General features: G+C 43.1%; 19 protein-coding genes. 17 read left to right on the top strand and 2 right to left on the bottom strand.

Annotation, left to right across the window (positions count from 1 at the left end; translation table 11 throughout):
- Nucleotide 1: 1 nt before the first annotated feature.
- The 7 genes from ACZQK9_RS03440 (at nucleotide 2) to ACZQK9_RS03410 (ending at nucleotide 11,194) form a co-directional block, all read left to right on the top strand.
- Nucleotides 2-1,207, top strand: coding sequence for a glycosyltransferase family 2 protein (locus tag ACZQK9_RS03440; protein WP_483269620.1), 1,206 nt, complete (start codon nucleotides 2-4; stop codon nucleotides 1,205-1,207).
- Nucleotides 1,208-1,220: 13 nt separating this feature from the next.
- Complete coding sequence (locus ACZQK9_RS03435; RefSeq protein WP_483269619.1) at nucleotides 1,221-2,441, top strand: LicD family protein; 1,221 nt, start codon at nucleotides 1,221-1,223, stop codon at nucleotides 2,439-2,441.
- A 4-nt stretch (nucleotides 2,442-2,445) separates the two neighbouring features.
- Nucleotides 2,446-4,245 carry an aminotransferase class I/II-fold pyridoxal phosphate-dependent enzyme gene (locus ACZQK9_RS03430; RefSeq protein WP_483269618.1) on the top strand — a complete coding sequence of 600 codons (1,800 nt, stop codon included), beginning with the start codon at nucleotides 2,446-2,448 and terminating at the stop codon, nucleotides 4,243-4,245.
- A 15-nt stretch (nucleotides 4,246-4,260) separates the two neighbouring features.
- The gene (locus ACZQK9_RS03425; RefSeq protein WP_483269617.1) at nucleotides 4,261-5,430 is read left to right on the top strand and encodes a DUF4422 domain-containing protein; all 1,170 of its coding nucleotides are present in this window, start codon (nucleotides 4,261-4,263) and stop codon (nucleotides 5,428-5,430) included.
- A gap of 19 nt (nucleotides 5,431-5,449) precedes the next feature.
- Nucleotides 5,450-6,511: a galactitol-1-phosphate 5-dehydrogenase gene (locus ACZQK9_RS03420; RefSeq protein ID WP_483269616.1), complete on the top strand. Its 1,062-nt coding sequence runs from the start codon at nucleotides 5,450-5,452 to the stop codon at nucleotides 6,509-6,511.
- Between the two features lie 99 nt (nucleotides 6,512-6,610).
- Nucleotides 6,611-9,115, top strand: coding sequence for a LicD family protein (locus ACZQK9_RS03415; RefSeq protein ID WP_483269615.1), 2,505 nt, complete (start codon nucleotides 6,611-6,613; stop codon nucleotides 9,113-9,115).
- A gap of 27 nt (nucleotides 9,116-9,142) precedes the next feature.
- On the top strand, nucleotides 9,143-11,194 hold the full coding sequence (locus tag ACZQK9_RS03410) for a GT-D fold domain-containing glycosyltransferase (protein WP_483269614.1): 2,052 nt from the start codon (nucleotides 9,143-9,145) through the stop codon (nucleotides 11,192-11,194).
- A gap of 57 nt (nucleotides 11,195-11,251) precedes the next feature.
- Here the strand turns inward: ACZQK9_RS03410 and ACZQK9_RS03405 are convergent, their stop codons facing one another.
- Nucleotides 11,252-12,454, bottom strand: coding sequence for a CgeB family protein (locus tag ACZQK9_RS03405; protein WP_483269613.1), 1,203 nt, complete (start codon nucleotides 12,452-12,454; stop codon nucleotides 11,252-11,254).
- A 194-nt stretch (nucleotides 12,455-12,648) separates the two neighbouring features.
- Between ACZQK9_RS03405 and rfbD the strand changes: the two genes are divergently transcribed.
- Complete coding sequence (gene rfbD / locus ACZQK9_RS03400) at nucleotides 12,649-13,638, top strand: dTDP-4-dehydrorhamnose reductase (protein ID WP_178018287.1); 990 nt, start codon at nucleotides 12,649-12,651, stop codon at nucleotides 13,636-13,638.
- A gap of 14 nt (nucleotides 13,639-13,652) precedes the next feature.
- On the opposite strand, the gene ACZQK9_RS03395 is transcribed toward rfbD, so the two are convergent.
- On the bottom strand, nucleotides 13,653-14,762 hold the full coding sequence (locus ACZQK9_RS03395) for an acyltransferase (protein ID WP_483269612.1): 1,110 nt from the start codon (nucleotides 14,760-14,762) through the stop codon (nucleotides 13,653-13,655).
- 172 nt (nucleotides 14,763-14,934) lie between these two features.
- Here ACZQK9_RS03395 and rfbC point away from each other — a divergent pair, with 172 nt between their 5' ends.
- From rfbC to ACZQK9_RS03350, 9 genes are all read left to right on the top strand, one after another.
- Nucleotides 14,935-15,522: a dTDP-4-dehydrorhamnose 3,5-epimerase gene (rfbC, locus tag ACZQK9_RS03390; RefSeq protein ID WP_178018285.1), complete on the top strand. Its 588-nt coding sequence runs from the start codon at nucleotides 14,935-14,937 to the stop codon at nucleotides 15,520-15,522.
- Nucleotides 15,523-15,659: 137 nt separating this feature from the next.
- Nucleotides 15,660-16,979, top strand: coding sequence for a hypothetical protein (locus tag ACZQK9_RS03385; RefSeq protein WP_483269611.1), 1,320 nt, complete (start codon nucleotides 15,660-15,662; stop codon nucleotides 16,977-16,979).
- A gap of 93 nt (nucleotides 16,980-17,072) precedes the next feature.
- The gene (locus ACZQK9_RS03380) at nucleotides 17,073-18,461 is read left to right on the top strand and encodes an ABC transporter permease (RefSeq protein WP_483269610.1); all 1,389 of its coding nucleotides are present in this window, start codon (nucleotides 17,073-17,075) and stop codon (nucleotides 18,459-18,461) included.
- A 28-nt stretch (nucleotides 18,462-18,489) separates the two neighbouring features.
- Entirely contained in the window at nucleotides 18,490-19,326 is an 837-nt protein-coding gene (locus ACZQK9_RS03375; protein ID WP_216507801.1) for an NAD-dependent epimerase/dehydratase family protein, read from the top strand.
- Nucleotides 19,327-19,349: 23 nt separating this feature from the next.
- Entirely contained in the window at nucleotides 19,350-20,636 is a 1,287-nt protein-coding gene (locus ACZQK9_RS03370; protein WP_483269609.1) for an ABC transporter ATP-binding protein, read from the top strand.
- Between the two features lie 17 nt (nucleotides 20,637-20,653).
- The gene (locus tag ACZQK9_RS03365; protein WP_483269608.1) at nucleotides 20,654-21,583 is read left to right on the top strand and encodes an SAM-dependent methyltransferase; all 930 of its coding nucleotides are present in this window, start codon (nucleotides 20,654-20,656) and stop codon (nucleotides 21,581-21,583) included.
- A gap of 4 nt (nucleotides 21,584-21,587) precedes the next feature.
- Nucleotides 21,588-22,964 (top strand): hypothetical protein, encoded by a 1,377-nt coding sequence (locus tag ACZQK9_RS03360; protein ID WP_483269607.1) that lies wholly within the window; start codon nucleotides 21,588-21,590, stop codon nucleotides 22,962-22,964.
- The gene (locus ACZQK9_RS03355) at nucleotides 22,961-24,862 is read left to right on the top strand and encodes a rhamnan synthesis F family protein (protein ID WP_483269606.1); all 1,902 of its coding nucleotides are present in this window, start codon (nucleotides 22,961-22,963) and stop codon (nucleotides 24,860-24,862) included. The genes ACZQK9_RS03360 and ACZQK9_RS03355 overlap by 4 nt, the downstream gene beginning before the upstream one ends.
- Nucleotides 24,863-24,887: 25 nt before the next feature.
- The gene (locus tag ACZQK9_RS03350) at nucleotides 24,888-26,720 is read left to right on the top strand and encodes an Ig-like domain-containing protein (protein ID WP_483269605.1); all 1,833 of its coding nucleotides are present in this window, start codon (nucleotides 24,888-24,890) and stop codon (nucleotides 26,718-26,720) included.
- The last annotated feature ends 13 nt before the right edge of the window (nucleotides 26,721-26,733 follow it).

Raw genomic sequence — 26,733 nt, 5'->3', positions numbered from 1 at the left:
TATGGACAAAATCTCGATAATTGTTCCAGTTTATAATGCAGAGAAGTATCTGCCTATATGCCTTGACAGCATCGTATCCCAAACTTATAAAAATTTGCAGATCATACTGGTGGATGACGGATCAACGGACAAATCTTCAAAAATATGTGATACATATGCAGAAGCCGATTCAAGAATTTTGACTATTCATCAAGAAAATCATGGGGCTGTTTATGCGAGAAATATTGGCATTGAAAATGCGGAAGGGGAATATATAGCATTTGCCGATGCAGATGATTGGTTGGAATCAAATATGATAGAACGATTATATAAATCGTTGATGATAAACGATGCAGATGTATCAATGTGTGGAAGACGAGAAGATACAGGCAGCACAAGTATTTCCGTAAATCATGGATTTTTAGTTGGCTATTATGATAAAAATAAAATGATTGAAGAAATATATCCTAATATGATTGTGAATACATCTTTTTTTCAGTGGGGTATTTTTCCGGGACTTTGGGATAAGCTTTTTAAGAAAGAACTTTTAAAAAGAATGCATGCAGATGTAGATATCAGAATCACAATGGGGGATGATGCATTATGTATATATCCGTATTTACTTAAGGCGAATAGTATATATATATTAGATGAATGTCTTTATCATTATCGTCAAACCCCAACCTCAATGGTGCATCAGCAGGGTGATTCGGCAAAAGAAAGAGAACGGTTTCAATTATTATATCATGAGGGTAATCGATTATTTAAGAAATATGCAGATATTTATGATTTGAGAGAACAGTGGAAAGAATATGTGCTGTTTCTTATGCTTCCTCGTGCAGATATCTTATATGAGAATATGGAACAGCTACCATACTTGTACCCATATCCACATGTGAAAAAGGGAAGTCGGATTATTTTGTATGGAGCTGGGTTATATGGTCAGCGTTTATATTCATGGATACAGAGGACAGGATTTTGTGAAGTTGTAGCTTTGGTTGATCGGAATTGGGAAGAACTTTGCAGACAGGGTATTCCTGCCGAAGCTCCGGATATGATTGAGACATTACAGTATGAACATATTGTAATTACTTGTTCATTTGCACGAACTCGAAAAGCAATTTATGATTATTTAAAACAAAAGGTATCAGAAGATAAGATTCAGGTAATGGATGAAGAGCTTGTTATGAGTAATGCTACTATGAAGGCATTTGGTATCTGCACATAAATGGAGGACATATATGTACACGGTTATATTTGGTTGTGGAAATGTAGGTAAAAGGACGTTACATTTTTTGGGAGCGGATGTTGTAAACTATTTTTGTGACAATAACCCAAATGTAATTGGACAATCGGTCGAAGGACATGAGATTATAAGTTATCAGGAACTTATAAATCTTGTACAAACAGAGGAAGTGCTACTTGTACTTGGGGTAAATGGACATAATGCTGAGCAATTGGCAGAACAGCTTGACAGGGATGGCGTCTGCGATTATGTGGTGGCAAAGGAACTCCCGGGATTTGAGACAAAGGAACATATAGATTTTGAAATCCTTGAAAGTTTAAGGAGTAAAGAAGTAAGAAATACATATATGATCCGATATCTGCATACAAGACTAAATAAGGAAAAAAGGCGTGTGGATTATTTTAAAAGACATGCAAGTATTTACCATATGAGCCCGGCAACGGGTAAATTGAGAGAAAAGCAAATGTTAGTTCAAAACAGAGTGGTAAAGGCTTTGAGCTTTCTTGATGAGCATTGTCCTGTTTCGTGCTGGATTACAAGCGGTACACTGATTGGAAGGATGCGGCATAATGGATTTATTCCATGGGATGATGATATTGATTTTGGAATTATGCGTGAGGATGTATATAAATTAATGTTTTTTTTCAAGAAATATTCAACTGTATTTATTCCAGGCGTAAAAACATTAAAAGATGAAATCAATAAATCGGATATTAGTCCATATGATACATGGGGAGAGGTAAAAACTGCGGTTGGGAAAAATTATTTTCTTCTGGTATTTCCGGATTTTATTCGTATTTGCACTATGGACAATGAGGATGTGGTGACTGAATTAGAGTTGTTTGCTTTTGATTATTACAGAGAAGATTTAACAATTCAAGAATATGCGTCTTATGTTAGCGATGCTTTTATAGTGAAGAAAAATTCACCAAGTATGAAAGATTGGTTTGATTATTGCTATAATCAAATAGAGAATAAAGGCATCGTTAGTAAAGAGCCAACGGGTAAGGTTCTTCCCGGAATAGATAGTTTTATTTATAGAGGGTTATGGAATATAGAAGATTTTATACCAATAAATGCGATTTTTCCATTAAAGGAAGTGGAATATGAAGGCGCAAAGTTTATGTGCCCGAGGGATGAAGAACGGTATATGCAGCATGAGTATCCGGATTGGAAGGGCTTTCCATCTGATGTAGGGGACGTAGAAGAGGAGTAAAAAAATGCAAGCAATTATTTTAGCAGCAGGTATGGGGAAAAGATTGCATGAGCTGACGCGGGATAACACAAAATGTATGGTAAAAATAAACGGAGTTCCACTTATTGAACGTACACTAAAGATTCTGGATAGGAAGAAATTATCCAGAATTGTGATTGTGACAGGTTATAAAAAGCAGGGATTAATTGAATTTGTTTGTGGATTGGACATCCAGACTCCAATTGTGTTTGTAGAGAATGATAATTTTGATAAAACAAACAATATATATTCACTACTACTTGCAAAAAAATATTTGCAATCGGAGGATACTTTGCTGTTAGAATCGGATATTATCTTTGAAGAAGCAGCAATTGACTTGTTGTTGGAGGATCCGCGAAATTCACTCGCGTTGGTTGATAAATTTGCAAGTTGGATGGATGGGACGTGTATGGAACTGGATTCGGATGATTCAATTGTAGACTTTATACCGGGAAAGTACCTGCGATTTGAAGAAAAAGAGAATTATTATAAAACTGTGAATATATATAAATTTAGTAAGACATTTGCTTCTGAGGTTTATATTCCTTTTTTGGAGGCTTATTTTAAGGCAATGGGAGTAAATGAATATTATGAATCTGTTATTAAATTAATTGCGATGCTGGAGCATTGTGAAATGAAGGCAAAACGGTTAACAGGGCAGAAGTGGTATGAGATTGATGATATTCAGGATTTGGATATTGCTTCGAGTATATTTGAAGAATCGTTGGATAAAAAGTATGATTTAATTACATCCAGATATGGAGGATATTGGAGATATCCATCGCTTTTGGATTTTTGCTATTTGGTTAATCCATATTTCCCATCCGTAAAGATGATGGGAGAGTTAAAGTCAAACTTTGCACCGTTGCTACAACAATATCCCTCCGGAATGCGGGTTAATTCTTTGCTTGCGGCAAAAAACTTTGGTATTAGACAGGAACATATTGTTGTTGGAAATGGAGCTGCGGAGCTTATAAAGGAACTAACGGAATTGTTAGAGGGAACTTTAGGAATTATAACTCCTACATTTGAGGAATATAGAAATAGATATAATGGAAATATTGTTGAATTTTCAAGCAGTTCTGAGGGATTTCGTTATACGGCAGATGACGTAATTGCATTTTTTGACAAAAATAGAGTGAATAATTTAGTTATTATTAATCCGGATAATCCGAGTGGAAATTATATTTCGCATAATAATGTATTAAGGATACTAACGTGGGCGAAGGAGAGAAATATACATATTATTATAGATGAAAGTTTTGTTGATTTTGCTGACGAAACAGATAATACACTAATTACAGAGGATATATTAGTTGCTTATGATAATTTATATGTTGTGAAAAGTATCTCAAAATCATATGGGATTCCAGGGCTTCGCTTAGGTGTTCTTGCAAGTGGAAATTGTGAAATAATCTCGAAATTAAAAACAAAAGCTACTATTTGGAATATAAACTCTTTTGCTGAATTTTTTATGCAGATATTTGAAAAATATAAAAAAGAGTACGAGAAATCATTGGAAGATCTAAGATTTGCAAGGAAAGAATTGATTGAATCTTTGGAACAGTTTGAACAATTGGAAGTCTTTTCATCACAAGCAAATTATATTCTGTGTGAGGTTCGTGAGAATTCTAGTCACAGGATTGCTGTGGATTTGCTTCGTGAGAATATCTTAATTAAGGATGTGACCTCAAAAACTAAGAATGGAAAAGAATATATCCGCGTTGCTATACGCACAAGAGAGGATAACAAACATTTAATTGAAGCATTAAGAAGAATATTATAATTGGAGAATAAAGGAATGGAAAAAACCGCTTTCCCCCACAACTTAATAATCTTCGGCGCCAAAAGTCTTGCACTTGGCGCTTCCCAAGCGATTCAGACCATTCATCCGGATATTCATGTGGAAGGCTTCGTGGTGACTTCGCGGAAGGGGAATCCGTCTACGTTAAATAATCTGCATGTCTATGAGCTTGCGGAACTGACAGACAAAGAGATCTGTATCCTGATCGCGACGCCGCAGGACATTCAGATGAAAATCGTAGATTTCCTGGATGAACAGGGATTTCATAATCATATCTGTATGACCTGGGAGTTGGAGGCAGAGCTGATGGGCGCGTATTATGCGAAGCAGGGCAGATTCCCGGTATTGCCGGGCGGTGTAGCACCGATGCTTTCTGTGACCGTGCAGGATGAGAAGGAGCGCACATTTGCTAAGGCGTTGCCGGAAGCAAATTGCTATATGGCGAAGTTTTACCGGGACAAGCAGGTGCAGACCGATTACCCGGTTCCTGCATGGGTACAGCCGATTCAGGTTGGAGCCACGTTGACGGATGAGAGAGTCGCGGCACTGACGGATGATATCGGAGAGAATATCTCGGCAAAGAATGTGAATTATTGTGAGCTGACGGCACTTTACTGGATCTGGAAGAACCGGCTGGCTGGAGCACATGTGGGAACTGCGTATACATCCGAAGTCATTGGGATACATGCACCTTCCTCAGATGCATATGTCGGCGTATATCAGTACCGCAGGCTGTTGGATATCAACGATGCACAGCTGGCATACCTTGCCGCATATGATGTGGATGTGGTGCTGCCATATCCAACGATGTGTGAACCGGATATATTCGAGCATCATGAGCGGTATGTGAAAACTTCGGACTGGGATGCGATGGTGCAGGCACTTGAAGAACTGCATCCGGAATATATGGAGACCTATCATCGGATTTTCAAGGGAAATTATATGTACAATTATAATATCCTTCTGGCGAAGAAAGAGGTGCTTCGAGATTACTGTGCATGGTTGTTCCCGATTTTGGAGCGGACAGAAGAACTGTCGGATCCGAAGGGCTGGGAGCGAGCAGATCGTTATATCGGTTATTTAGGAGAGAATTTGGAGACGCTATATTTTATGCATCATGCGGAGGATTATAAGATCATGCATACCGGACGTGTGATGTTGGTGTAGACAAAGGAGGACCTCACATATGAAAGCATGGATATTACATAACCCGAACAATATGACATATGAAGAGACGGAGAAACCACAGCCAAAATCAGATGAAGTCTTGGTTGCGGTCAAGGCAGCGGGGATCTGTGGTTCGGATATTCCCCGTGCCTTTGTGACAGGGGCGCATGTGCATCCGATTATTATCGGACACGAGTTTTCCGGACAGGTCTGTGCGTGTGGAACGGATGTGGATGCGAAATGGCAGGGTAAACCGGTTGGTATATTTCCTTTGATTCCGTGTGGGACGTGCGGACCGTGTCAGAAGAAACAGTACCAGATGTGTCGGAATTATAATTATCTTGGTTCCCGGTGTGATGGCGGTTTTGCGGAGTATGTGGCAGTGCCGGAGAAGAACCTGCTTGAGTTGCCGGAGGACGTGACTTACGAGCAGGCGGCTATGCTGGAGCCAATGGCGGTTTCTGTACATGCGATGCGGAAGGGCATGGTGTTGGCGGGAGATATTTCGAAGTGCCGGGTTGCTGTCTGGGGACTTGGAACGATTGGACTGCTTCTTACGATGTTCCTGAAGGATGCAGGTGTAAAGGATTTATATGTGATCGGAAATAAAGATGCACAGAAGCTCCATGTCGGGGAACTGGGCATTCCAGAGGAGAATTTCTGCGATTCGAGAAAGGAAGATGCCGCTACCTGGCTTATGAAACGGACGGATGGTGCCGGAATGGATCTGTTCTTTGAATGTGTCGGGAAAAACGAGACGGTACAGCACGCGGTAGAACTTTCTGCACCGGGTGGTAGTATTGTATTTGTTGGGAATCCATATTCAGACATGACGCTTCCGAAAGCGGTGTATTGGAAGATCCTGCGGAATGAGCTTCGCGTATCCGGTACGTGGAATTCGTCCTTTACCGGCAGTGAGGATGATGACTGGCATTATGTGGTGCGTGCGCTTGCAGAAGGGCGTGTGCATCCGGAGAAGTTGATTACACACCGACTTCCGATGGAAGAACTGATGCAAGGGCTTACAATTATGCGAGATAAGACGGAAGACTATGTGAAGATCATGGGTGTGAACGAGTAAAGCGACTTTTTCTATAGATAAAAACTGCTTCGCGAATATTTTTCTATAGAAAAATATTCAGATGCGAGATTTTTTCAGTAGTTACAGGAAATGGATGCAATGAAATTAACCACAGAATTTTATCAGGATGAGGTGCGTTACGGATTTTACGTGCCGACGGCAATCAAGCAGGCGTGGGGGGCAGAGCTTCAGATTCTTGCAGAGATTGACCGCATCTGTAAAAAATATAATATTCGATACTTCGCGGAGTGGGGGACGCTGATCGGTGCCGTGCGCCATGGTGGATTTGTGCCGTGGGATGATGATCTGGATATCGGCATGCTACGCGAAGATTATGAGCGTTTCAAGGAAGTGGCGAAGGATGAGCTTCCGGGAGAGTTTGCGATTCACGATTATGCAACGAAGGAGAATCACTGGCTCTTTTTGTCGCGTGTGGTGAACTGTAATCAGATTTGTTTTGAAGAAGAGCATTTGCGCAAGTATCATAATTTCCCATATATCGCAACCGTTGATATCTTCGTGATGGATTATCTGTACAGGGACGAGGAACAGGAGAAAGCGCGCTGCGAGGAGATCAAGCATATTCTGGCGGTGGCGGATCAGATCATAGAGGGACGCATGCAGGATTCTGTAAGAGAAATGTTTTTACAGGAACTTGAAAATAAATACCAGACGAAGCTGCCGAGGCCAAAGAATGCACGGGAACTCGGAATTTCCCTGTACCGACTTGCGGAATTACAGATGGCGCGTGTATCAGCAGATGAATCGGATGCGGTTGCACAGATCTTTCCGTGGGTGCTCAAAGGAAATCGGGGATTGCCGAAGAAGTGCTATGATACGCTTGTGCGGCTGCCGTTTGAAGAGATTACGATACCGGTACCTGCGCGTTATGACACGGCACTTCGCTATCGTTATGGGGATTATATGACGATACGGAAGGTCTGGGGTGGACACGATTATCCGTATTTTGAAGGGCAGCGGAAGAACCTGCAGGCGGTAGCGGATTTTCCGCTGCCGGAGTTTACGTTCCAGCCAGAGATGTTATATGACAGCACAGGCCATGTGTGTAGGAATGCAAATGCATTCGATGGTATATCACAGAATTTATTGTGTGACAACGCAGGTCGTGTGTGCAAGGAAGTGGATAAGAAGTCATCCTGTAAGCAGGAAAAAGATGTAGAGGAGCAGACACTTACAGACATTGCCGGACAATATGTATCGGTACTTGATGAGATGATGGAGAACTGTACGGCACAGATGCAGAAGCAGCAGTATGGGGATGTGCTATCGGTGTTACCGGAATTACAGCAATTGGTCGTAGACTTTGGCACATTGCTCGAAGAGGTACGTGGGGAAACAAATCCATGCGTGCAGAACGTGGTTGCGAAGATACAGGAATACTGTGATGCGCTGTATGCGTTGTATGAGCAGCTGAATACCCGGTTACAGGAGCCGGACACACTGAAAATAGGTCAGCAGCCGGCTGATGTGTCGGATGCAGATGCAACAGTTTGTGCTTCGTATGAGGCGTTTGCTCGCAGCTATACAAAGATGAAAGCGGAGATACAACAATTCTGCATTGCACGCCGCTCTGTGCTATTTATATGTACAGGGATGCAGGAGTGGCATGCGTATGAACATCTATGTGATGAGGAACGGCAAAAGGCAGATACGGATGTATATATCGCCTGTGTACCGACAGCATTCAAAGATATTTATGGACATGCGGAGTATGGGCAGAGCACGGAAGATGCAAACACAATGCGTATACAAGATCATATACAGAATCTGTACGGAGAATTCGCGGATAATATACAGTTCATGCCATGGCAGAAGGTAAATCCGGCACTTCTGGCACCGGGTACGATATATATTCAGGATCCGTATGATGGTGAGAATCCATGTCTGACGATTCCGCCGATATACTATGCGGGAAATCTTCGGAAGTATACGAAGAATCTGATCTATGTTCCGGCGTATAAGGTGAAGGAATTCAGAGCAGAGGACACAACGGATCTATATAACATGAAGCATTATGTGACGGCACCGGCACTTATGTATGCAGATCAGATCTATGTGCAGTCGGAGAACATGCGGCAGCGGTATCTGGAATGTCTGGTGGAATTCTCAGGAGAAGCATACAGGGCAATCTGGGAGCGGAAAATATCCGTATCGGAGCTTGTATTTCAGAATGAAGCAGGAACGGATATAGACCGGAAGACGATCCTTTACTGCATCGGAGAAAATGAGCTTGCCAATCTTGGAAAGCACGCACTTGCTCATGTGGAATCCAGACTACAGATATTTGCTGATAACCATGAGAATTTGCAGGTGCACATATGCTTCTATCCACCAAGATTATCGGACTGGGAGGTTGATTTGCAGCGGGTTAAGACGTTAACGGAGATGCTTCGTACTTATGCAGAGACAAACAAGGCATGGTGTACGTTGGAGAAACCGCAGGAGCAGGAAGATCTTGCAGCTTATCGAGAGCGTCTGGCGATGAACGGAGATGCGTATTATGGTTCTCCATCTCCGTATGTACATGCGTTTACGCTACGCGAGAAACCTGTGATGCTTGCTTCGACAGAGATAGAATATTAGTATAATCTGGTACGTGAGGAGAAAATCATGCGCATAAAGTTAAACATACCTGAAAATAGTGTACAGACGGATACAGCATATATGAGTGATGTTCTGGGTGAACAGAAGAATTTCCCTGTGCTGGTGATTGGCAGAGACAGTTATATTGAAGAAGCCTGGGCAGAGGCCGTTTTTGATTCCGGCATGATATATAATCTGCAGGTTGGACGTTATACGTCAATTGCGGGCGATGTTAAGATAATTGTGGATATGAATCACGATTATAGACGTGTCTGTCAGGGGCGGATTAATGGGGCTCCATATCGCAGACCAGAGAGAATCAGGCGTAAAGGTCAGGTGGTTATTATGAATGACTGCTGGATCGGTGATGATGTTACAATAATGAGCGGGGTAACGATTGGCAATGGCGCTGTCGTGGCAGCGGGAGCAGTTGTTGTGAAGGATGTGCCATCATATGCGATTGTGTCAGGGAATCCTGCAAAAGTAATTGGCTATCGTTTTGAAGAGAGACAAATAGAAGCGCTGGAACTGATCCGGTGGTGGAATTGGACTGCAGAGAAGGTACGTGCTACGGCTGGATTGCTGTATGGAGATATAGATACCTTTATAGAGACATTTCTGCCGGATGCACAGCGGGAACTTCAACAGATTCCGATGGCGGATATTATTCCAATGGAGAAGACAAAGTCCGGACCAGATCGGAGATTGTTGTATATACCGGATTTTGAACAGGATTATCCGACATATCCAAATGTGATTGAAGCATTTGTAAATAGTTATGCAGATACGAATTACGAACTTTTGCTGTATATCAGGGAAGATGCTGATCTGCAGGAAAAGCTAGAGAGATTAGATGATATCTTCTCAAAGTATGAGGATGTGGATTGCTATGTGAATCTATTTGTTGCCAATCCTGAAGATGAGAGGAGCTTGTTTGGGCAGGTAGATGGATATATTACGAATCGTAGTACGGACAATGTAAGATATATGGATATGGCAGATCTGTATGGAATTTCTTGTATCTCGGGTGTTGATGTGCCAATGTTTGCTGAACAGGTTACAGAGCGCATGTGTAGAACACAGACAGATAAAATGCAGATAGATGAACTGGAACGGAAGGTCGGCGAATTGCAGACGATGCTTTCGAATCTTACGAATGCGTACAAGCAGCAGATTGCACAGCTGTCGACGAATCAATATGCTATGAATCTGTCTGTGGACAATCTGAAATACGAAGTGCTTGCCGCACAGGATGAGCTGCAGCTACCAACGATACGATCAGGTCAGGAGGCAATTGATAAAATCATATCTGAGCGGAAGTCTATGGCTCGGTTCGGGGATGGTGAGTTTGCGGTAATCGCCGGTGTAAACCGGCAGAAGTTTCAGCATGCGGATGCGGAGCTTGCCAGACGGCTTATGGAAGTTTTACATATGGAGAACGAAGAAATTTTATTAGGAATTCCAGATATTTATGGGGATTTATCTAAGTATAATACAGAGTGCCGTTACAATATCCGTGCGTATCTGACGGAAGAGGTGCGCAGACAGCATTACGGTCTGTTAGATATGGATCGGACATATTATGATGCATATGTGACGCGCCCGTATGCCAGCTATCTTGATAATAATACAGACGCACCGAAACAGAGATTTGATGCATTGAAGAAGATATGGCAGGGACGGAACCTGGTGATTGTGGAAGGGGAGAAAAGTCGTCTTGGCATCGGAAATGATTTGTTTGCTGGAGCGAAAAGCATTGTAAGAATTTTGGGACCGGCAGAACATGCATTTGATCGATATGAGGAATTGCTTGCAGAAACCAAAAAGCAAGGCAAAGATAAGTTGGTGCTGGTTGCACTTGGACCAACAGCAACGGTTCTGGCATATGATTTGGCAATTGACGGATATCAGGCGTTAGATATCGGACATGTGGATATTGAATATGAATGGTTCTTGGCTGGAAAAGGCAGAAAAACTGAGGTAAAGACAAAGTACAACAATGAGGTTGCCGGGGGAGATCAGGTGGAAGATATTCATGATGCAGAATATGAGAGTCAGATCATCGCGAGATATGTCTGATTTGATGTCGGAGGTGTTAAGTCGTTTTAGGGAATCCGTAATGATTACCAGCCGGGATTAAATAATCCCGGCTGTTTTTAACATTGTCACAATTCTCACATCGTAACTGTGATATTCCTTCACTTTCTCGTATCCGTTTTTTGCGATTTGTTTCCGTTCATCATCGTGTGCCAGATAATAGTCGATTTTGACGAGCATATCCGGGATGCTGTCATAGAGGACGATATCCTCGTCCGGGACGAAAATCTCCGGAATTTCAGCTTGATAATTTGATAGTACGAAGCCGCCACATGCTATGAGATCGAAGATGCGGAGTGGCAGTCCGGTTTTGATTGGGCGGTTCGTCATGTTCAGGTTGATCTTGCTGCATTTGATGATCTGCGGCATCATATTGTTGGAATCTGCACCGCCACGACATCTGACATGTTTTAATGGTGAGGTATCGGTCAGCGTCCACAGGTCAAATTGATAGTTTATCCCTTGTTCCCGTAATTCCTCAAAATGCGATCCGATTGCATTGCAGGTGCGGATGCGTTCCTGTTCGGTGCATTTGTAACCGAGATAGGTGTCGGCGACGATGCCTTTCACATCTTCCACATAGTCTTCGCCAAGAGGTGTCCAATCGGCATATTTCTTGAATTCCTGTGCCCATTCGTCGGTGATGGAATCCTCTAACAGATTATAACCATAGACATTTAACTGGGCATTGATCAGTCCGTCAACATAGCCGCGCATCTCATCTGGGAGATCTTTTTCAATCGAATTATAGCGCGTTTTCTCGGAATACAGAGAACCCACAAAAGAGATATCACAGTCGTAATTTTGATGATCTTTCGCGGTTACCTTTACTTCGTCCCATGTTGCAACATCTGCGCCCATTGGCAGATGGAAGATACAGTCCGGGTTGACCGGGGCGAATTTCTCCCATTGCATACGATCTAAGACGAAGATCCGGTTTGTTGGGTAGGCAATCGTCTCGGAATAGAGCTGGAAACTTGGGCAGTCGACCGTCCATGACAGATACGGGAGTTTAAAAACCTTACAGCAGCGTGCGATAATTGGCTGGAAATTCACAGTAAATACGCAGGATGCATCCGGATGTTTCTGAATCAGATCCGCCAGTGCTTCGAGATAGCCTTTGTCGTAGTCGACGCTTTCGAATTTTCGGCTCATCGTGATAATCGTGATGCCCAGCCGCTGCATTGCATTTGCAATTCCTTTTTCACAGATGCTTCCCCATTTGCAAAAGATGATCTTCATAATTGTAGCTCCCCACTTTCTTCCAAAGTAATATAAGGATATTATAATGGAGATGCAGAACAGATTCAATGTGAAGATAAAAAGAATGAAAATTAGATAAAAATGCAGAGATTCATTGCTTGACGCAAAAGAATACAGTTGGTACAATTAGAATAATAATATGACGGAAAACATTGGAAGGATTAATTGATATCATGAAATTTTTCGTAACAGGTGTAAATGGTCAGCTCGGTCATGACGTGATGAACGAGTTACATAAGAGAGGCCACGAAGGTGTGGGCTCTGATTTAAGTGAGGCATATGCTGGTGTACAGGATGGTTCGGCTGTGACGGGCATGCCATATATGAGTCTGGATATAACGGATGAGACGGCGGTCAGAAAAGTTATATCAGAGGTGAAACCGGATGTTGTGATTCATTGTGCGGCATGGACAGCTGTGGATCTGGCGGAGGAAGAAGATAAAAGGGCGGTTGTAAAGCATGTTAATGTGGACGGTACGAGGAATATCGCACAGGCATGTAAAGAACAGGACTGTAAGATGCTGTATCTGTCGACGGATTATGTGTTTAACGGACAGGGAACGACACCGTGGGATCCGGATTGTAAAGACTATCATCCGTTGAATGTATATGGACAGTCAAAGTTAGATGGAGAACTGGCTGTAAGCTCTGTGCTGGAGAAATATTTTATTGTCCGTATTGCCTGGGTATTTGGACTGAATGGCAAGAACTTTATCAAGACTATGATCAATGTCGGCAAGACACATGAGGAAGTGCGAGTAGTCAATGACCAGATAGGCACGCCGACGTATACTTATGATCTGGCACGTCTGCTGATTGATATGTGCGAGACAGAAAAATATGGATACTATCATGCGACGAATTCGGAACTGCCGGAGGAGCCTGATTCGGAAGACAACTTGAAAACCGATGGATTGGATACAGATGCACAAAAGCCGAAGACCGGTTATATATCCTGGTATGATTTCTGTGTGGAGATCTACCGACAGTATGGCCTGACAACAAAGATTACGCCGGTCACAACAGCAGAGTATGGCCTGAGCAAGGCGGCACGTCCATTTAACAGCCGTCTGGATAAGCGCAAGCTGGTAGAAAATGGATTCACACCATTGCCGGTATGGACCGATGCAGTCAGCCGCTATCTGAAAGAGGCAAAATTGTAAATTACATTGTTGAATCATTGGTGATTATCTTTCCGTGTATGGAATTTCTCAGACAGAGCTTCCAGCGCGGGAAGATAATTTTTTTCGAGCAGATAGATACGCAGAAGTTCGATAACCGTACATCCAAGGAAGACAACTGCGATCACAAGCAGAGAAAAAGGAATCAATACGTGACTGTCACTGTAGGCAGTTGTATGGAAGATTTCAGACCATAGATAGCCGCGGACATACCGGTTGTCGTGAATCAGATATACGCCGAATGTGGCAGAGGATATAACATTGATTATATGATTATATTGGACGTGGAGTCTTGAGAATCCAATCAACAGCAAAATAGAGACCAGCACGATCGGCAGACTCTGCATATCATAGAAAAAGGTCGCGTGGGAAAGCCAGAAGGAGTTCTGCAATCCCAGATAATCGAAGACCACAGCGGTGCCAAAAGTAAGCAGGGTCACGAGAAAAGAAAGACCGATGCATGCAGCACTGCCGAGTTTTCCCGGCATGCCGTAGATACGAAGATATCCGGCAAGTGCATAGAGAAAGATAAACCACAACAGATTATTACTTTCTAATGTACAGCCGGTTACAGTAGGCAGGATACACCAACAGATTCCAAATAAAATCAGCATTTTTGTGTAGCCGGATCTGGTCAGTGCATTCAAAAGGATATTCAGATAAGGGGCTGCAAGATACAGAATAAAATAAGAACTCGCAAACCACCATTGCCCATACAGGATCGGGAAGATATGCTGGATGAATGCTTTGATTCCGAAAGGCTGGATTCCTGCCAATGTAAATACCGCAAACAAGACGATCGAATAAGTAAAGACCTGGAGCCAGAGCTTTAATGTTTTACTGATTTTTGGGAGCTTTGCGGACACAAGAAAATACCCGGAGATCAAAACAAACACATTGACACCGATTTTGCCGCCAATCTGTATAAACTGGATCCAGAGGCGGTTGACGGAGATTGTATCTGTGGAAAAATCGAAGCCTCCATGAACAGAGAAATGATGTGCTACAATCATGACCATTGCCAGAATTCGTAATAATTCAAAATTAGACAGCCGCTTGCCGGCAGATTCATTTGCTTTCATTTCATTGGATACTTTTGCGCACATAAATACAAACTCCTCTCCATTAATACAAATAAAATAATTCTTCTAAAAATATATCATAGCGTGTATTTTACAGCAAGCATTTTCCTTGATGTTTCAGCGTAAGTATGATAATATAAATTTATCCATGCAAATGTTCGTGCTTGGATCAGAAAAGAAAGGGAATGATAGAAAGATGGCAGAAAAATTTGGGAAGATTACAGTTGAAACATGTGAAGTAGAAGGTGTAGAGATTGAAGGACTTCGTGTGATTACTCCGTCCGTGTTTGGTGACGAGAGAGGATATTTCATGGAGACCTATAACTATAATGATTTTGCGGCAGCGGGTATTGACTGTCAGTTCGTACAGGATAACCAGTCAAGCTCCAGAAAGGGCGTACTCCGTGGGCTGCATTTTCAGATCAACTATCCACAGGATAAGCTGGTGCGTGTCGTAAATGGCGAAGTATTTGATGTAGCCGTTGATTTGCGTGAAGGCTCAAAGACTTATGGCAAATGGTATGGTGTCCGCCTGTCTGCGGAGAATAAGAAGCAGTTCTTTATTCCAAAGAATTTTGCACATGGATTTATCGTATTGTCAGAGAGTGCGGAGTTTTGTTATAAGTGTACTGACTTTTATCATCCAAACGATGAGGGTGGCCTGCTTTGGTCTGATCCGGAGATTGGTGTTGACTGGCCGATGCCGGAAGGTATGACACGGGAAGATCTGATTATTTCCGATAAGGATCATAAGTGGAATGGAATCAAGGATTACAGAAAGTAATAGAAAGAAAAATGGGAGGGAGAGACGCGAACGTCTCTCTTTTTCTTTGAATTGTTGCATAATTGTTAAGAAACTGTTACAATACGAACATTAAAGTACAAATCAGATACGTAGAGATAGAAAGGAAATTATCAAATATGCGAAAGAAATTAGTATCAACCATTCTTATAGGTGCAATGTTGGTTGGAAATATGACAGCCTATGCCAAAGAATCGACAGGACCGGAGCTTGCTACGGACACAGATGCACCGATTGCGGTGGAGACACCGGTGGATGAAGATACGACAGAAGAAAATACAGACGCAATACCTGCTGTAGATATCGATGTGCAGGAGGATGGCATTGATGTGCAGGCGAAATTCGATGAGATCAATGAAGATAATGTGTTTTTAAAGCAGACACAGAGTGGAACATGTACCCTTGTGGCGAATGTTAACATGCTTCGTAGAAATGCGCTGATTCATGGCGACACTTCCTGGCAGGATATTACAGTCGAGTCAGCCAGCCCGTATCTCTGGATCGAAGGAACCGGGATGAAGTGGGATTATCAGTATGGAGATACGGCTGTAAAGCGTGCGAGTCTGGCGGACATGACCGGAGAAGAAAAAGTGGCTCTGTTTCAGAACCTGTTGAAGTCCCATCCGGAGGGAATCGTCATTCATCAGTGGAGTACTAGTGCGGGATATCCGCATGCGGTTTTGTTGACAGATTATGCGGATGGTGAATTTTATTGTGTTGACCCATCAAATGCAAATGGACACTCAGGCGTACGAATTCTGATTTCGGACACACTGGTATCGGTAGAGGAATCCGATCAGTACTGGTATGTTACGGAACCGGGATTGCTGGAGGATGGTGTGCTCTATGCAAATCCGGGTGGAATTCTTCCGACAAAAGCAGACCATACTGGTTATACAGCCGGTATTGTAATAAACACAAAGGTTCCAAAGAGCCGGATTGAATATAGCTGGTATGCATCGAAAGATGCTGGTGAAACATATACATGTATTTCAGATTGGAAGTCCGGGTATGAGTGGTTAGACTGGACACCGGATACATTTGGTCAGTATCGGATCATGGGAAAGACACGTGTGGATGGAAATGACGAGTCCGTACAGGAGGTTTATACAGATTTTGCATACAGCCCGATGATCAAGGGAAAATGTCAGATGCCGTATACGGGTGAAGGCGGTGGTTATCTGATCGGCGTAGAATCATACGAGAATCCAAATCAGAAATATCAGTATGAAATGTTGATATTGGATTGCACACTTCTGGCACAGGATAAACCGGCATGGATTTACACAACCGGTAAGTGCACTGTAGACCAGGGAAATGCATTCTGGACGATCTGGCAGCCGCTTTATGGATATTACTGGACACTGTTCCGCGTCTACGATGAGAACGGAACCCTGATCGACGAGCAGTGTTATGGCTTTGAAAACATCTGCAAGTAAGGGATAGCGCAGGGATTTGTATTTCTTGCAGTTATGTTGTTGATGTGATAAAATAAATTGATTATATATCGAATTGTAGGAGATTATAGATCCATGACAAAGAAGAAAAAATGGGTAACTGCTTGCTTTTTAATCCTGCTTGCGGTACTGGCGAATTTGTTTGTGCTTCATTTTGTGAAAGCAGAAGATGCAGGCGACAGCCAGATAGATTTCATAATGGATGTCCGGACCGATACACTGGATGAATATCAGCTTTTTTTCAGTGATACACAGACCTTTGAAGAGGCGCAGAGTCGCAAAGCTTCTATTAAGGAGATTAATGTTTCACAGGAGTTAACATTCAAACAGCGGGCAGGTGCGGGTCTGATCCGACTGGATTTTGGAAACTGGCCGGCACATATTTATATTGACAGTGTCCGTGTAAAGGCGGGAAAGGAAGAAAAAACACTTCCGCTTTCACAGGTTGCAGCGTGTGTGGACAGCCATTCTATCAATACGATGGAACTTCAGGGTGATGTGCTATATCTGGATACCTATCAGGATGATCCGTATATTGTTTTTTCGGTAGACAATGCGGATCTGGTTGATACTTTGCAGAGAGCAGCGGACAAAAAAGCTCTGTATCTCCGAATTTTTTTGTGTATATTAGTCGATGTTGTGGTTCTGGTACTCGCACTTAATATTGATATAGTCGTAGATTCCGGGATCAATGCAATCCGTGATAAGAAGCTGATTTTTAATCTTGCAAAAAACGATTTTAAGACGAAATATGCCGGTTCGTATTTTGGTATGATCTGGGCGTTTGTACAGCCGGTTATCATGATACTGGTGTATTGGTTTGCGCTGGATATAGGCTTACGTTCCGGACAGACGATGTCGTATCCGTTTGTTCTGTGGCTCATGTGTGGACTGGTTCCGTGGTTCTTCTTTTCGGAGGCACTGGGATCCGGAACCAATGCGTTGACAGAGTATAGCTATCTTGTAAAAAAGGTTGTATTTAAAATTGATATTTTACCGATTGTAAAGCTGATATCCGCAATGTTTGTGCATTTGTTTTTTGTAGCATTAGTTGTGGTATTGCATGCATGTTACGGGTACTTTCCAGATTGGCATACGCTGCAGATTCTGTATTACATTATCTGCATGTTTGCGTTTGTTATGGCGTTGACGTATCTGACCAGTTCGGTTGTTGTATTTTTCAAGGATTTGAATCAGATTATTGGAATAATCCTGCAGGTTGGAATTTGGGCGACGCCGATTATGTGGGATGCGAGCGGTATATCCCCGAAGTTAGATGCAGTTATGAAGTTAAATCCTGTTTATTATGTAGTAAATGGATTCCGTGATTCTCTGCTTGGGAAAGTATGGTTCTGGGAAAGACCGGTCTGGACGGTTGGCTTTTGGGCAATCGTGATTCTGTTATATATTATAGGCAGAAAAGTGTTCAAAAAATTACAGATTCATTTTGCGGATGTATTATAAACAGACAAATGTGGAAAGGATATAAACTATGAGAATATTGGTAACGGGTGCAAATGGTTATATAGGAAGATATGTGGTAAAGGAGTTATTGGATAAGGGACAGGAAGTGTATGTGTCCGATGTTCGATATGATGATGTAGACGAGAGAGCTGTGCGTACCGATGCGCAGATATTCGAAGATGATCCGGATATATTTACAAAGCTCGGAAGCCCTGATGCCTGTGTGCATATGGCGTGGAGAAATGGGTTTGTACACAACGACCGGAGTCACATTGATGATTTCCCAAAACATTACCAGTTCATCAAGAACATGGTTGATGGCGGTTTGAAGCAGATTGTTGTGATGGGAAGCATGCATGAAGTAGGTTATCACGAAGGTGCTGTCGATGAAAATACACCATGCAACCCAAGATCCCTGTATGCAGTTGCCAAAAATGCACTTCGCCAGCTGACGATGATGCTTGCAGAGGACAAGGGCATTATCTGTCAGTGGATACGTGGATATTATATTTTAGGCGATGATCTGAAGAACAATTCTATCTTCTCCAAGATCGTGGCAGCAGCCAATGAAGGAAAGAAAGAGTTCCCATTTACATCCGGGAAGAATAAATATGATTTCATCAGTGTGCAGGAGCTTGCAAAGCAGATTGCGGCGGTTGCATCCCAGCAGGAGGTTACGGGTATTATCAACTGCTGTTCCGGACAGCCGGTATCTCTGGCAGACAAGGTAGAGAGCTTTATCAAAGAAAATGGATATGATATTACACTCAAATATGGAGCATTTCCGGACAGACCGTATGATTCACCGGCAATCTGGGGAGATTCCACCAAGATTGAACAGATTATGAAGCATGCACAGGCATAGCCGGATTGCTTAGGAGATAGAAAATGAGCGATATAGCGATCAAGGTAGATCACGTAAGCAAATTATATAAATTATATGATAAACCGTCCGACCGCTTCAAGGAAGCATTGGGATTTACAAAAGAAAAAAAGTACAAGGAACATTTCGCTTTGTCCGATGTGTACTTCGAAGTGAAGAAGGGTGAAACCGTTGGAATCATTGGCACGAATGGCGCCGGTAAATCCACGATTTTGAAGATTATAACAGGTGTTCTCAATCCGACCAGCGGCAAGGTAGATGTCGCCGGACGGATTTCTGCATTGCTGGAGCTTGGAGCCGGATTTAATATGGAATATACCGGTATCGAGAACATCTATCTGAATGGTACAATGATGGGCTACACAAGAGAAGAAGTGGATGCAAAGGTGCAGACGATTCTGGACTTCGCAGATATCGGAGATTTCGTGTACCAGCCGGTCAAGACGTATTCCAGTGGTATGTTCGTGCGGCTGGCGTTTGCGGTTGCCATCAATATCGATCCGGAGATTCTGATTGTAGACGAGGCACTTTCGGTTGGAGATGTCTTTTTCCAGGCGAAGTGTTACCATAAGTTTGAAGAGTTCAAGGAGACTGGAAAGACGATTCTTTTCGTCAGCCATGATCTGGGCAGTATCGCAAAATACTGCGACCGGGTTGTTCTGTTAAACAAGGGAAAGAAGATGGCAGAGGGCGAGCCAAAGGAGATTATCGATCTGTATAAGCAGGTTCTCGTGAGTCAGGCAGAAAACCGGGAGCTGGATGAGGAACAGCCGACGGTTTCCGATGTCACGGATACGCAGGATACGGCATGTGAGGGACACTGGAAAGATACGCTCATGCTGAATCCGAATGTGCTCGAATATGGAGACAAGGAAGCGGAAATTATAGATTTCGCGATTATAGATGATAAGAACCGGATTACGAATAACATTCAGAAGAATACCGATTTTCGGATCCGTATGAAAGTAAAGTTTCACAAAGATATTGAGGATCCGATTTTTGCGTTTACGATCAAGGATTTGCAGGGAACAGAAGTGACCGGGACCAACACGATGTACGAGAAAACGGATATCGGGTTTGTGAAAGCCGGCGAAGAAAAGGTGATTGAATTCTCACAGAATATGAATCTTCAGGGGCGCAATTACCTACTTTCTTTTGGATGTGTCGGTTATCATGAGAATGATTTTGTGGTTTATAACCGGTTGTATGATGTATGCAATATTAATGTGATATCAGATAAAAATACAGTCGGATTTTATGATATGAATTCAACAGTGCGTGTTCTGAAATAGTACGGGGAGAAGAAAACGTGGAGAATAAAACAGAGTACATTGGTAAGGTAAAACTGGATTATCAATATTATGGCGGCACGGATTTGTATGTGGATGGTTCGGAGGAAGAACTGCTGGATATCGTGAAGACGCATACGAAATCAGAGTATAACCGTGTGATTGAGGAGCGGAAAAGCTGGCCGATTCTGTATCATTTGTCCGATATTCGTGGAAATATCGTGGACTGGCTGCCGATATCGAAGGATGATACGGTTTTGGAGATTGGCGCCGGCTGTGGCGCAATTACGGGAACACTGGCGAAAAAGGCAGGGCGTGTGGATTGCATCGAGCTTTCAAGAGCACGCAGCCTGGTAAATGCGGAACGCAATAAGGAATATGATAACATCAATATTGTTGTCGGGAATTTTCAGGACGTTGAGAAGAATCTGACGGAACAGTATGACTATATTACCCTGATTGGAGTTTTGGAATATGCAGCAAGTTATATTGCGTCCGAAAATCCATACGAGGAGTTCCTGAATATCATCAAGAAGCATCTGAAACCGACAGGGAAGATCGTCACAGCAATCGAGAACAAGTATGGCTTAAAATACTGGGCGGGCTGTAAAGAAGACCATCTTGGGACTTATTATTCCGGATTGGAAGGATATGTCGGAGTGGACAGCGTCCGCACATTTTCAAAAAATGGTCTTGCAAAGCTGTTTTTAAACTGTGGAATTTGCAATATAGAATTTTATTACCCATATCCGGATTACAAGCTTCCGCTTACAATTTATTCGGATGCATATCTGCCAGTAACAGGGGCGTTGTGCAATAATTTCAGGAATTTTGATAATGAGCGGATGATTGTATTTGATGAGACAAAGGTCTTTGATAATCTGATTTCGGATGGCATGTTTGATATTTTTTCTAATTCTTTTTTAGTGGTAGCCGGATGTGAGGGATAACGATATGAAAAAGATAATATTTTCCAAATATTCAAATGACAGAAATGTCAGATTTAAAATTCATACAGATATCCTGGAGGATGAATCCGGGAAACGATATGTGCGTAAGGTGGGGATGACCGAGGAAGGAAAGTCCCACCTGAAAGCCATGTCTGAAAAAGCGCAGAAATTAAGTGAGCTGTATCGGGGTTCGATTTTCGAGATAAATACCTGTATGTATGATTCGGAAGGTGTGTTGGAGCTGGAATACGTGCAGGGAAAAACGCTGGAGGATATGCTGGATCATTGGCTGACCAGAGGAAAAAAGGAACAGTTTGAGAAGCTTATCGCAATGTATGGAAATGCGGTACGGAAGCTTGCAACCGAGGCGTTTGAGCCATGTGTGGAATATTACGAAGTGTTTGGCGCAGATGCGTATGTGCCACAGAATGTGCCTGCGATGTCGTACAGCAATGTGGATATGATCTTTCCGAATCTGATTGAAAACGGAGAGAAATGGATTGTGCTTGATTATGAATGGACATTTGCGATGAAGGTGCCGGTTGATTTCATCCTGTACCGGGCAATTCACTATTACCAGACACCGGATCGTGACCATCAGATGGGTGATATTGATTTATATGCGCTGTTAGGGGTAGATCATGAACTGGCACGGAATTTCCAGAAGATGGAAGAACATTTCCAGAAATTTGTCTATGCCGGGAACGCCCCTTTGTGGGAATTGTATGGTACAATGGGAAAGAACTATTATTTCCCGGCGGGCATGGTTGCCGCGAGGCGAACCCAGGAAGAGCGGGAACGGGTACAGATTGTACGGTTTTATGATAATCGCTTTGAAAGCGAACCTGTGCAGGTGGCGCCGGATGAACATGGCAATGTAAGCGTGGAGGTTGCGTGCAGAGGCTGTAACACGTTGCGGCTGGATCCGGCATATGCATCCTGTATCCTATATATGAAGCGTGTGACGGCAAGTACGGCGGAAGGAATCAGAGAACTTGCGTATGGCACCAATGGTGTTTCTTCGGATGGAAAGCTGTTTTATTTCAGTACAGCCAAACCGCAGCTTCTGATCGGGGATATTCAGCCGGACTATCAGACGGTTTGTGTGGAATATAATATTGAGTTTGTGAATGAGACAATGGTGCATTATCTGGAAGAGAAGAATCAGGCGTTTAATGAATTGCGCTGCGAGAATTTAAAGAAGGATCAGGAACTGAATCAGCAGGGCAGGGAATTGTATCAGTATCATGCACAGGCCGATGAACTAAGAAATAAAAACGAATTGTTAGAGAGTAAAATCACTTCTATGGAGAATTCCGCAAGCTGGAAGCTTACAAAACCAATGCGGAGTGTAAAATCACGAATAAGGAGAGACTCATGATACTGGAACATAATGCTAAAAGATTATTGATATTCTTTTTCTATGATAAAAAGGGCATTGTGGATGATTATATCCCATATATGTTGTCCGATATGACAAAAAGTGTGGCAGACACGTTTGTTGTATGTAACGGATTGCTCTCGGACGAGGGAAAGAAAAAGTTCGAGGCTTTTACAGATCAGATCTTTGTGCGCGATAACGTTGGATTTGATGTCTGGGCGTATAAAGAAGCGATGGAACAGATCGGCTGGGAGAAGCTGGATGCCTATGATGAGATCGTGCTGATGAATTATACGATGGTGGGACCGGTGTATCCATTTGCAGATATGTTTGCCAAGATGGATAAGGAAGATGTGGATTTCTGGGGAATTACACAGTTTTTTAAGACGGATGATGATCCGTTTGGTACGATGCCGGATGGGTATATTCCGGATCATATCCAGTCTCATTTTATTGCCGTGCGGAAATCGCTTTGTAACTCCGATGTGTTCCATGATTACTGGAACAACATGCCGATGATTACCGGGTATCTGGATTCTGTCAGTCGGCATGAGGCACGGTTTACCAAGTATTTTGAAGAGGCAGGCTACAAATGGAGTGTTTATGTAGATGCTGAGGATTACAGAGGACTTTCTAACCAGCCGGCAGTCGGTATGGCGGCAGAGATGGTGATCGAGAAGAAATGTCCGATGTTCAAGCGCCGTTCTTTCATGCAGGATTACAATGTCGTGTTGAATGAGTCCTGCGGACAGGAAGCGATGCTGCTGTATGATTATCTGGAGAAACATACGGATTATGATACAGATCTGTTGTGGGATAATCTGCTGCGGGTGGAGAATCTGGCAGATCTCAAACGGAATTTCCAGTGGAACTATGTGTTGTCCGGGGACACAAGCAAGAAGCCGGGGATTGCGGCAGCAAAGAAGTTAGCGCTTGTGATGCATATCCATTTCCCGGAGCTTATAGAGGCTTGTAAGAATTATGCGTCTGCAATGCCGGATACTGCGGATATCTATATTACCACGAATACGGAAGAAAAGAAGAAGCTGATTGAAGAAAGCTTTGCTACACTGCCATGTAATAAGCTCGATGTGCGTGTCGTGCCAAACAAGGGCAGAGACGTCGGACCATTTCTGGTGGAGTTTGCAGATAGCTTTGAACAGTATGATTATATCTGTCATGTGCATGATAAGAAGGCAGGCCAGGTAAAGCCGGGTTCCATCGGAACTTCGTTTGCCTATAAATGTTTTGAGAATACACTGAAATCGAAAACGTATGTGGAGAACGTAATCGCAACTTTTGAGGAGCATCCACGTGCCGGTATGCTTGTACCGCCACCGCCAAACCATGCGGATTATTATATTACCCTTGGACTGGAATGGGGAAGCAATTACGGCAATACAGTAAAGTTGGCAGAGGAGCTTGGCATCGATGTATCAATCCGCGAGGATAAGGAACCGATTGCAGGACTTGGTTCTTATTTCTGGATCCGGAAAGAAGCGTTACGTCCGGTGTTTGCCAAGAAATGGACGTATGATGATTTCCCGGATGAACCGGTAGCGGACGATGGAACCCTGCTACATGCAATCGAGCGTATCTATCCTTTTGCAGCACAGAGTGCAGGCTATTATTCCGGTTGGGTATTATCTGAGCAGGGTGCAGCGATGGAGATTACAAATCTGAACCACATGTTGCGGGAGATCAACAAGATCATATTCTTCGAAGGACAGGATGCGGGAACCTATCATCAGACAAGGATGAATCTGTCACGGTCTTATGGTCTGGTCAATGCAGTGCGGGCAGGGGCATACGAACCACGGAAACCAAGATTTGTATTTCTGCCGCGGTTTATACGGGAACCATTAGCCCGTGTATGGCACAAGATAAGGCACCGTTAGAACCGAAGAATCGGGAGGACACAATATGAGAAAATATGGGAAAAAGTTACTGATATTTCTGATATGTGCGGCGATGTTCATACAAAGCAGTGCTGTGACAAGTCTTGCTGCAACACCGACGGATGCTGCTTCGGAGAACGAGGAAATTCTGACGGGACTTGATGAATTAGAGGAAATCGAGATTTCGGATGAAGAGGCGCAGCAGCTGCTGAACGCTCCGGAAACGCAGGCAGACTCAATAACAGTTTTCTCGAAAGACTGGTCTAAGTATGGGAGTTTATATATTTATGATCATTTGACGCAGGTTGAAAAGACCTTTTATGATGCGTTGCGCGAGGCGTGTGATAACTATATTAACAGTACGGAAAATGCGGAATATACAGAATTTTTGCAGAATGGTGAGACAAAATCATGTTATGCAATCCCAGAATCAATATCGTATGATGGGTTGGAATATGAGAATGCAAGTGGAATTGTGTTTTTGTTCATCTATCAGAATCCACAGTATTACTTTCTGGAATCCAAACTGTTAAGAAATTCGGCTGTCAGTAAAATATGGCTGGTGCCTTATAATATATTTGCAGACGGCGAAGTAAGACAACAGGCAACGCAGGAGGTATTTGACCGTGTAGATCAATGGGTAGCAGATATTAACCGGCAATCAACATTGTATGAAAAGGAAAAACGCGCACATGATATTGTGTGTCAGAATACATATTACGAAGCCGGAACTTATGACCAATCAGCATATAGCATGATCATGGAGGGAAAAACGGTTTGTGCAGGGTACACAAAATCGTTTTCTATACTGGCAAATGCAGCGGGCATTGATACGATTGGTGTGACAGGCTCGAACCATGGATGGAATATGAGTTATCTGGATGGTGCATGGTATAATGTGGATGTTACAAATGATGATGGAACAACCATCCAATACTCCTATTTTAACCGGGCAGATGGATCACGGCAGTATTCCAGCGGACATAAACCATATAAGCAATATACTGGGAGAAGGCCGGAAGCGACGTCTGACTATGTGAATTCTGTCAGACTGGAGGATACGTTGACATTAGAGTCCGGAGCGCAGGATGCGATAAATGTGTATACAGATCCATATGATGCAGTGAATCCGAGGTTTGTCTGGACATCTTCTGACGAGCGTGTTGCGACAGTGTCGCAGGCAGGTATTGTGACGGCAAAAAATAGTGGTACGGCGACAATTAAAGTCACAGTTAATAATAAGACGGCGGAATGTACAGTTACGGTGAAGGTTGCAACAAGTGGCATTTATGTGGCAAATCATACACATGACAGGATCGTGGCGGGTCTTGTTACAACGCCAACGGAGAGTGCAGAGCTGGAATATCGCTGGCTTGCCTGTGATACATCTACAGATGCGCAATCGTGGTTTGTCATACAGGATTGGACAAAAAATAATGAGTGGCTGAGCTGGAATCCTAAGGTTTCCGGCGATTATGTCATTGTTGGTCAGGTGCGCGTGGCAGGAAATGAGGACAGTCAGGCACAGGAATCAATTGGAATATCGCATCACCAGCAGATCAAAGGAAAATGTCAGATGCCATATACCGGTACGGGTGGTGGATACCTGATTGGGATAGAATCATATGATAATCCAAACCAGGAGTATTCCTATGAGTTGCTGGTGCTTGACTGCACATTGCTTGCACAAGGGAAGGATGCGTGGATCTGGACAACAGGAAAATGCAGAGTTCCAGAAACTTCGTTCTGGGCAGTCTGGCAGCCACAGTATGGATATTATTGGACATTGTTCCGCGTGTATGATAAAGATGGAACGCTGATAGACCAGGAATGTTATCCGTTTGTCAATGCTTATTGACAGGTGGAAATAC

It is taken from the genome of Wujia sp., from assembly GCF_056872695.1.
Note: the sequence above shows the minus strand (reverse complement) of the source record. Positions and strands in the feature narration are given on the sequence as shown.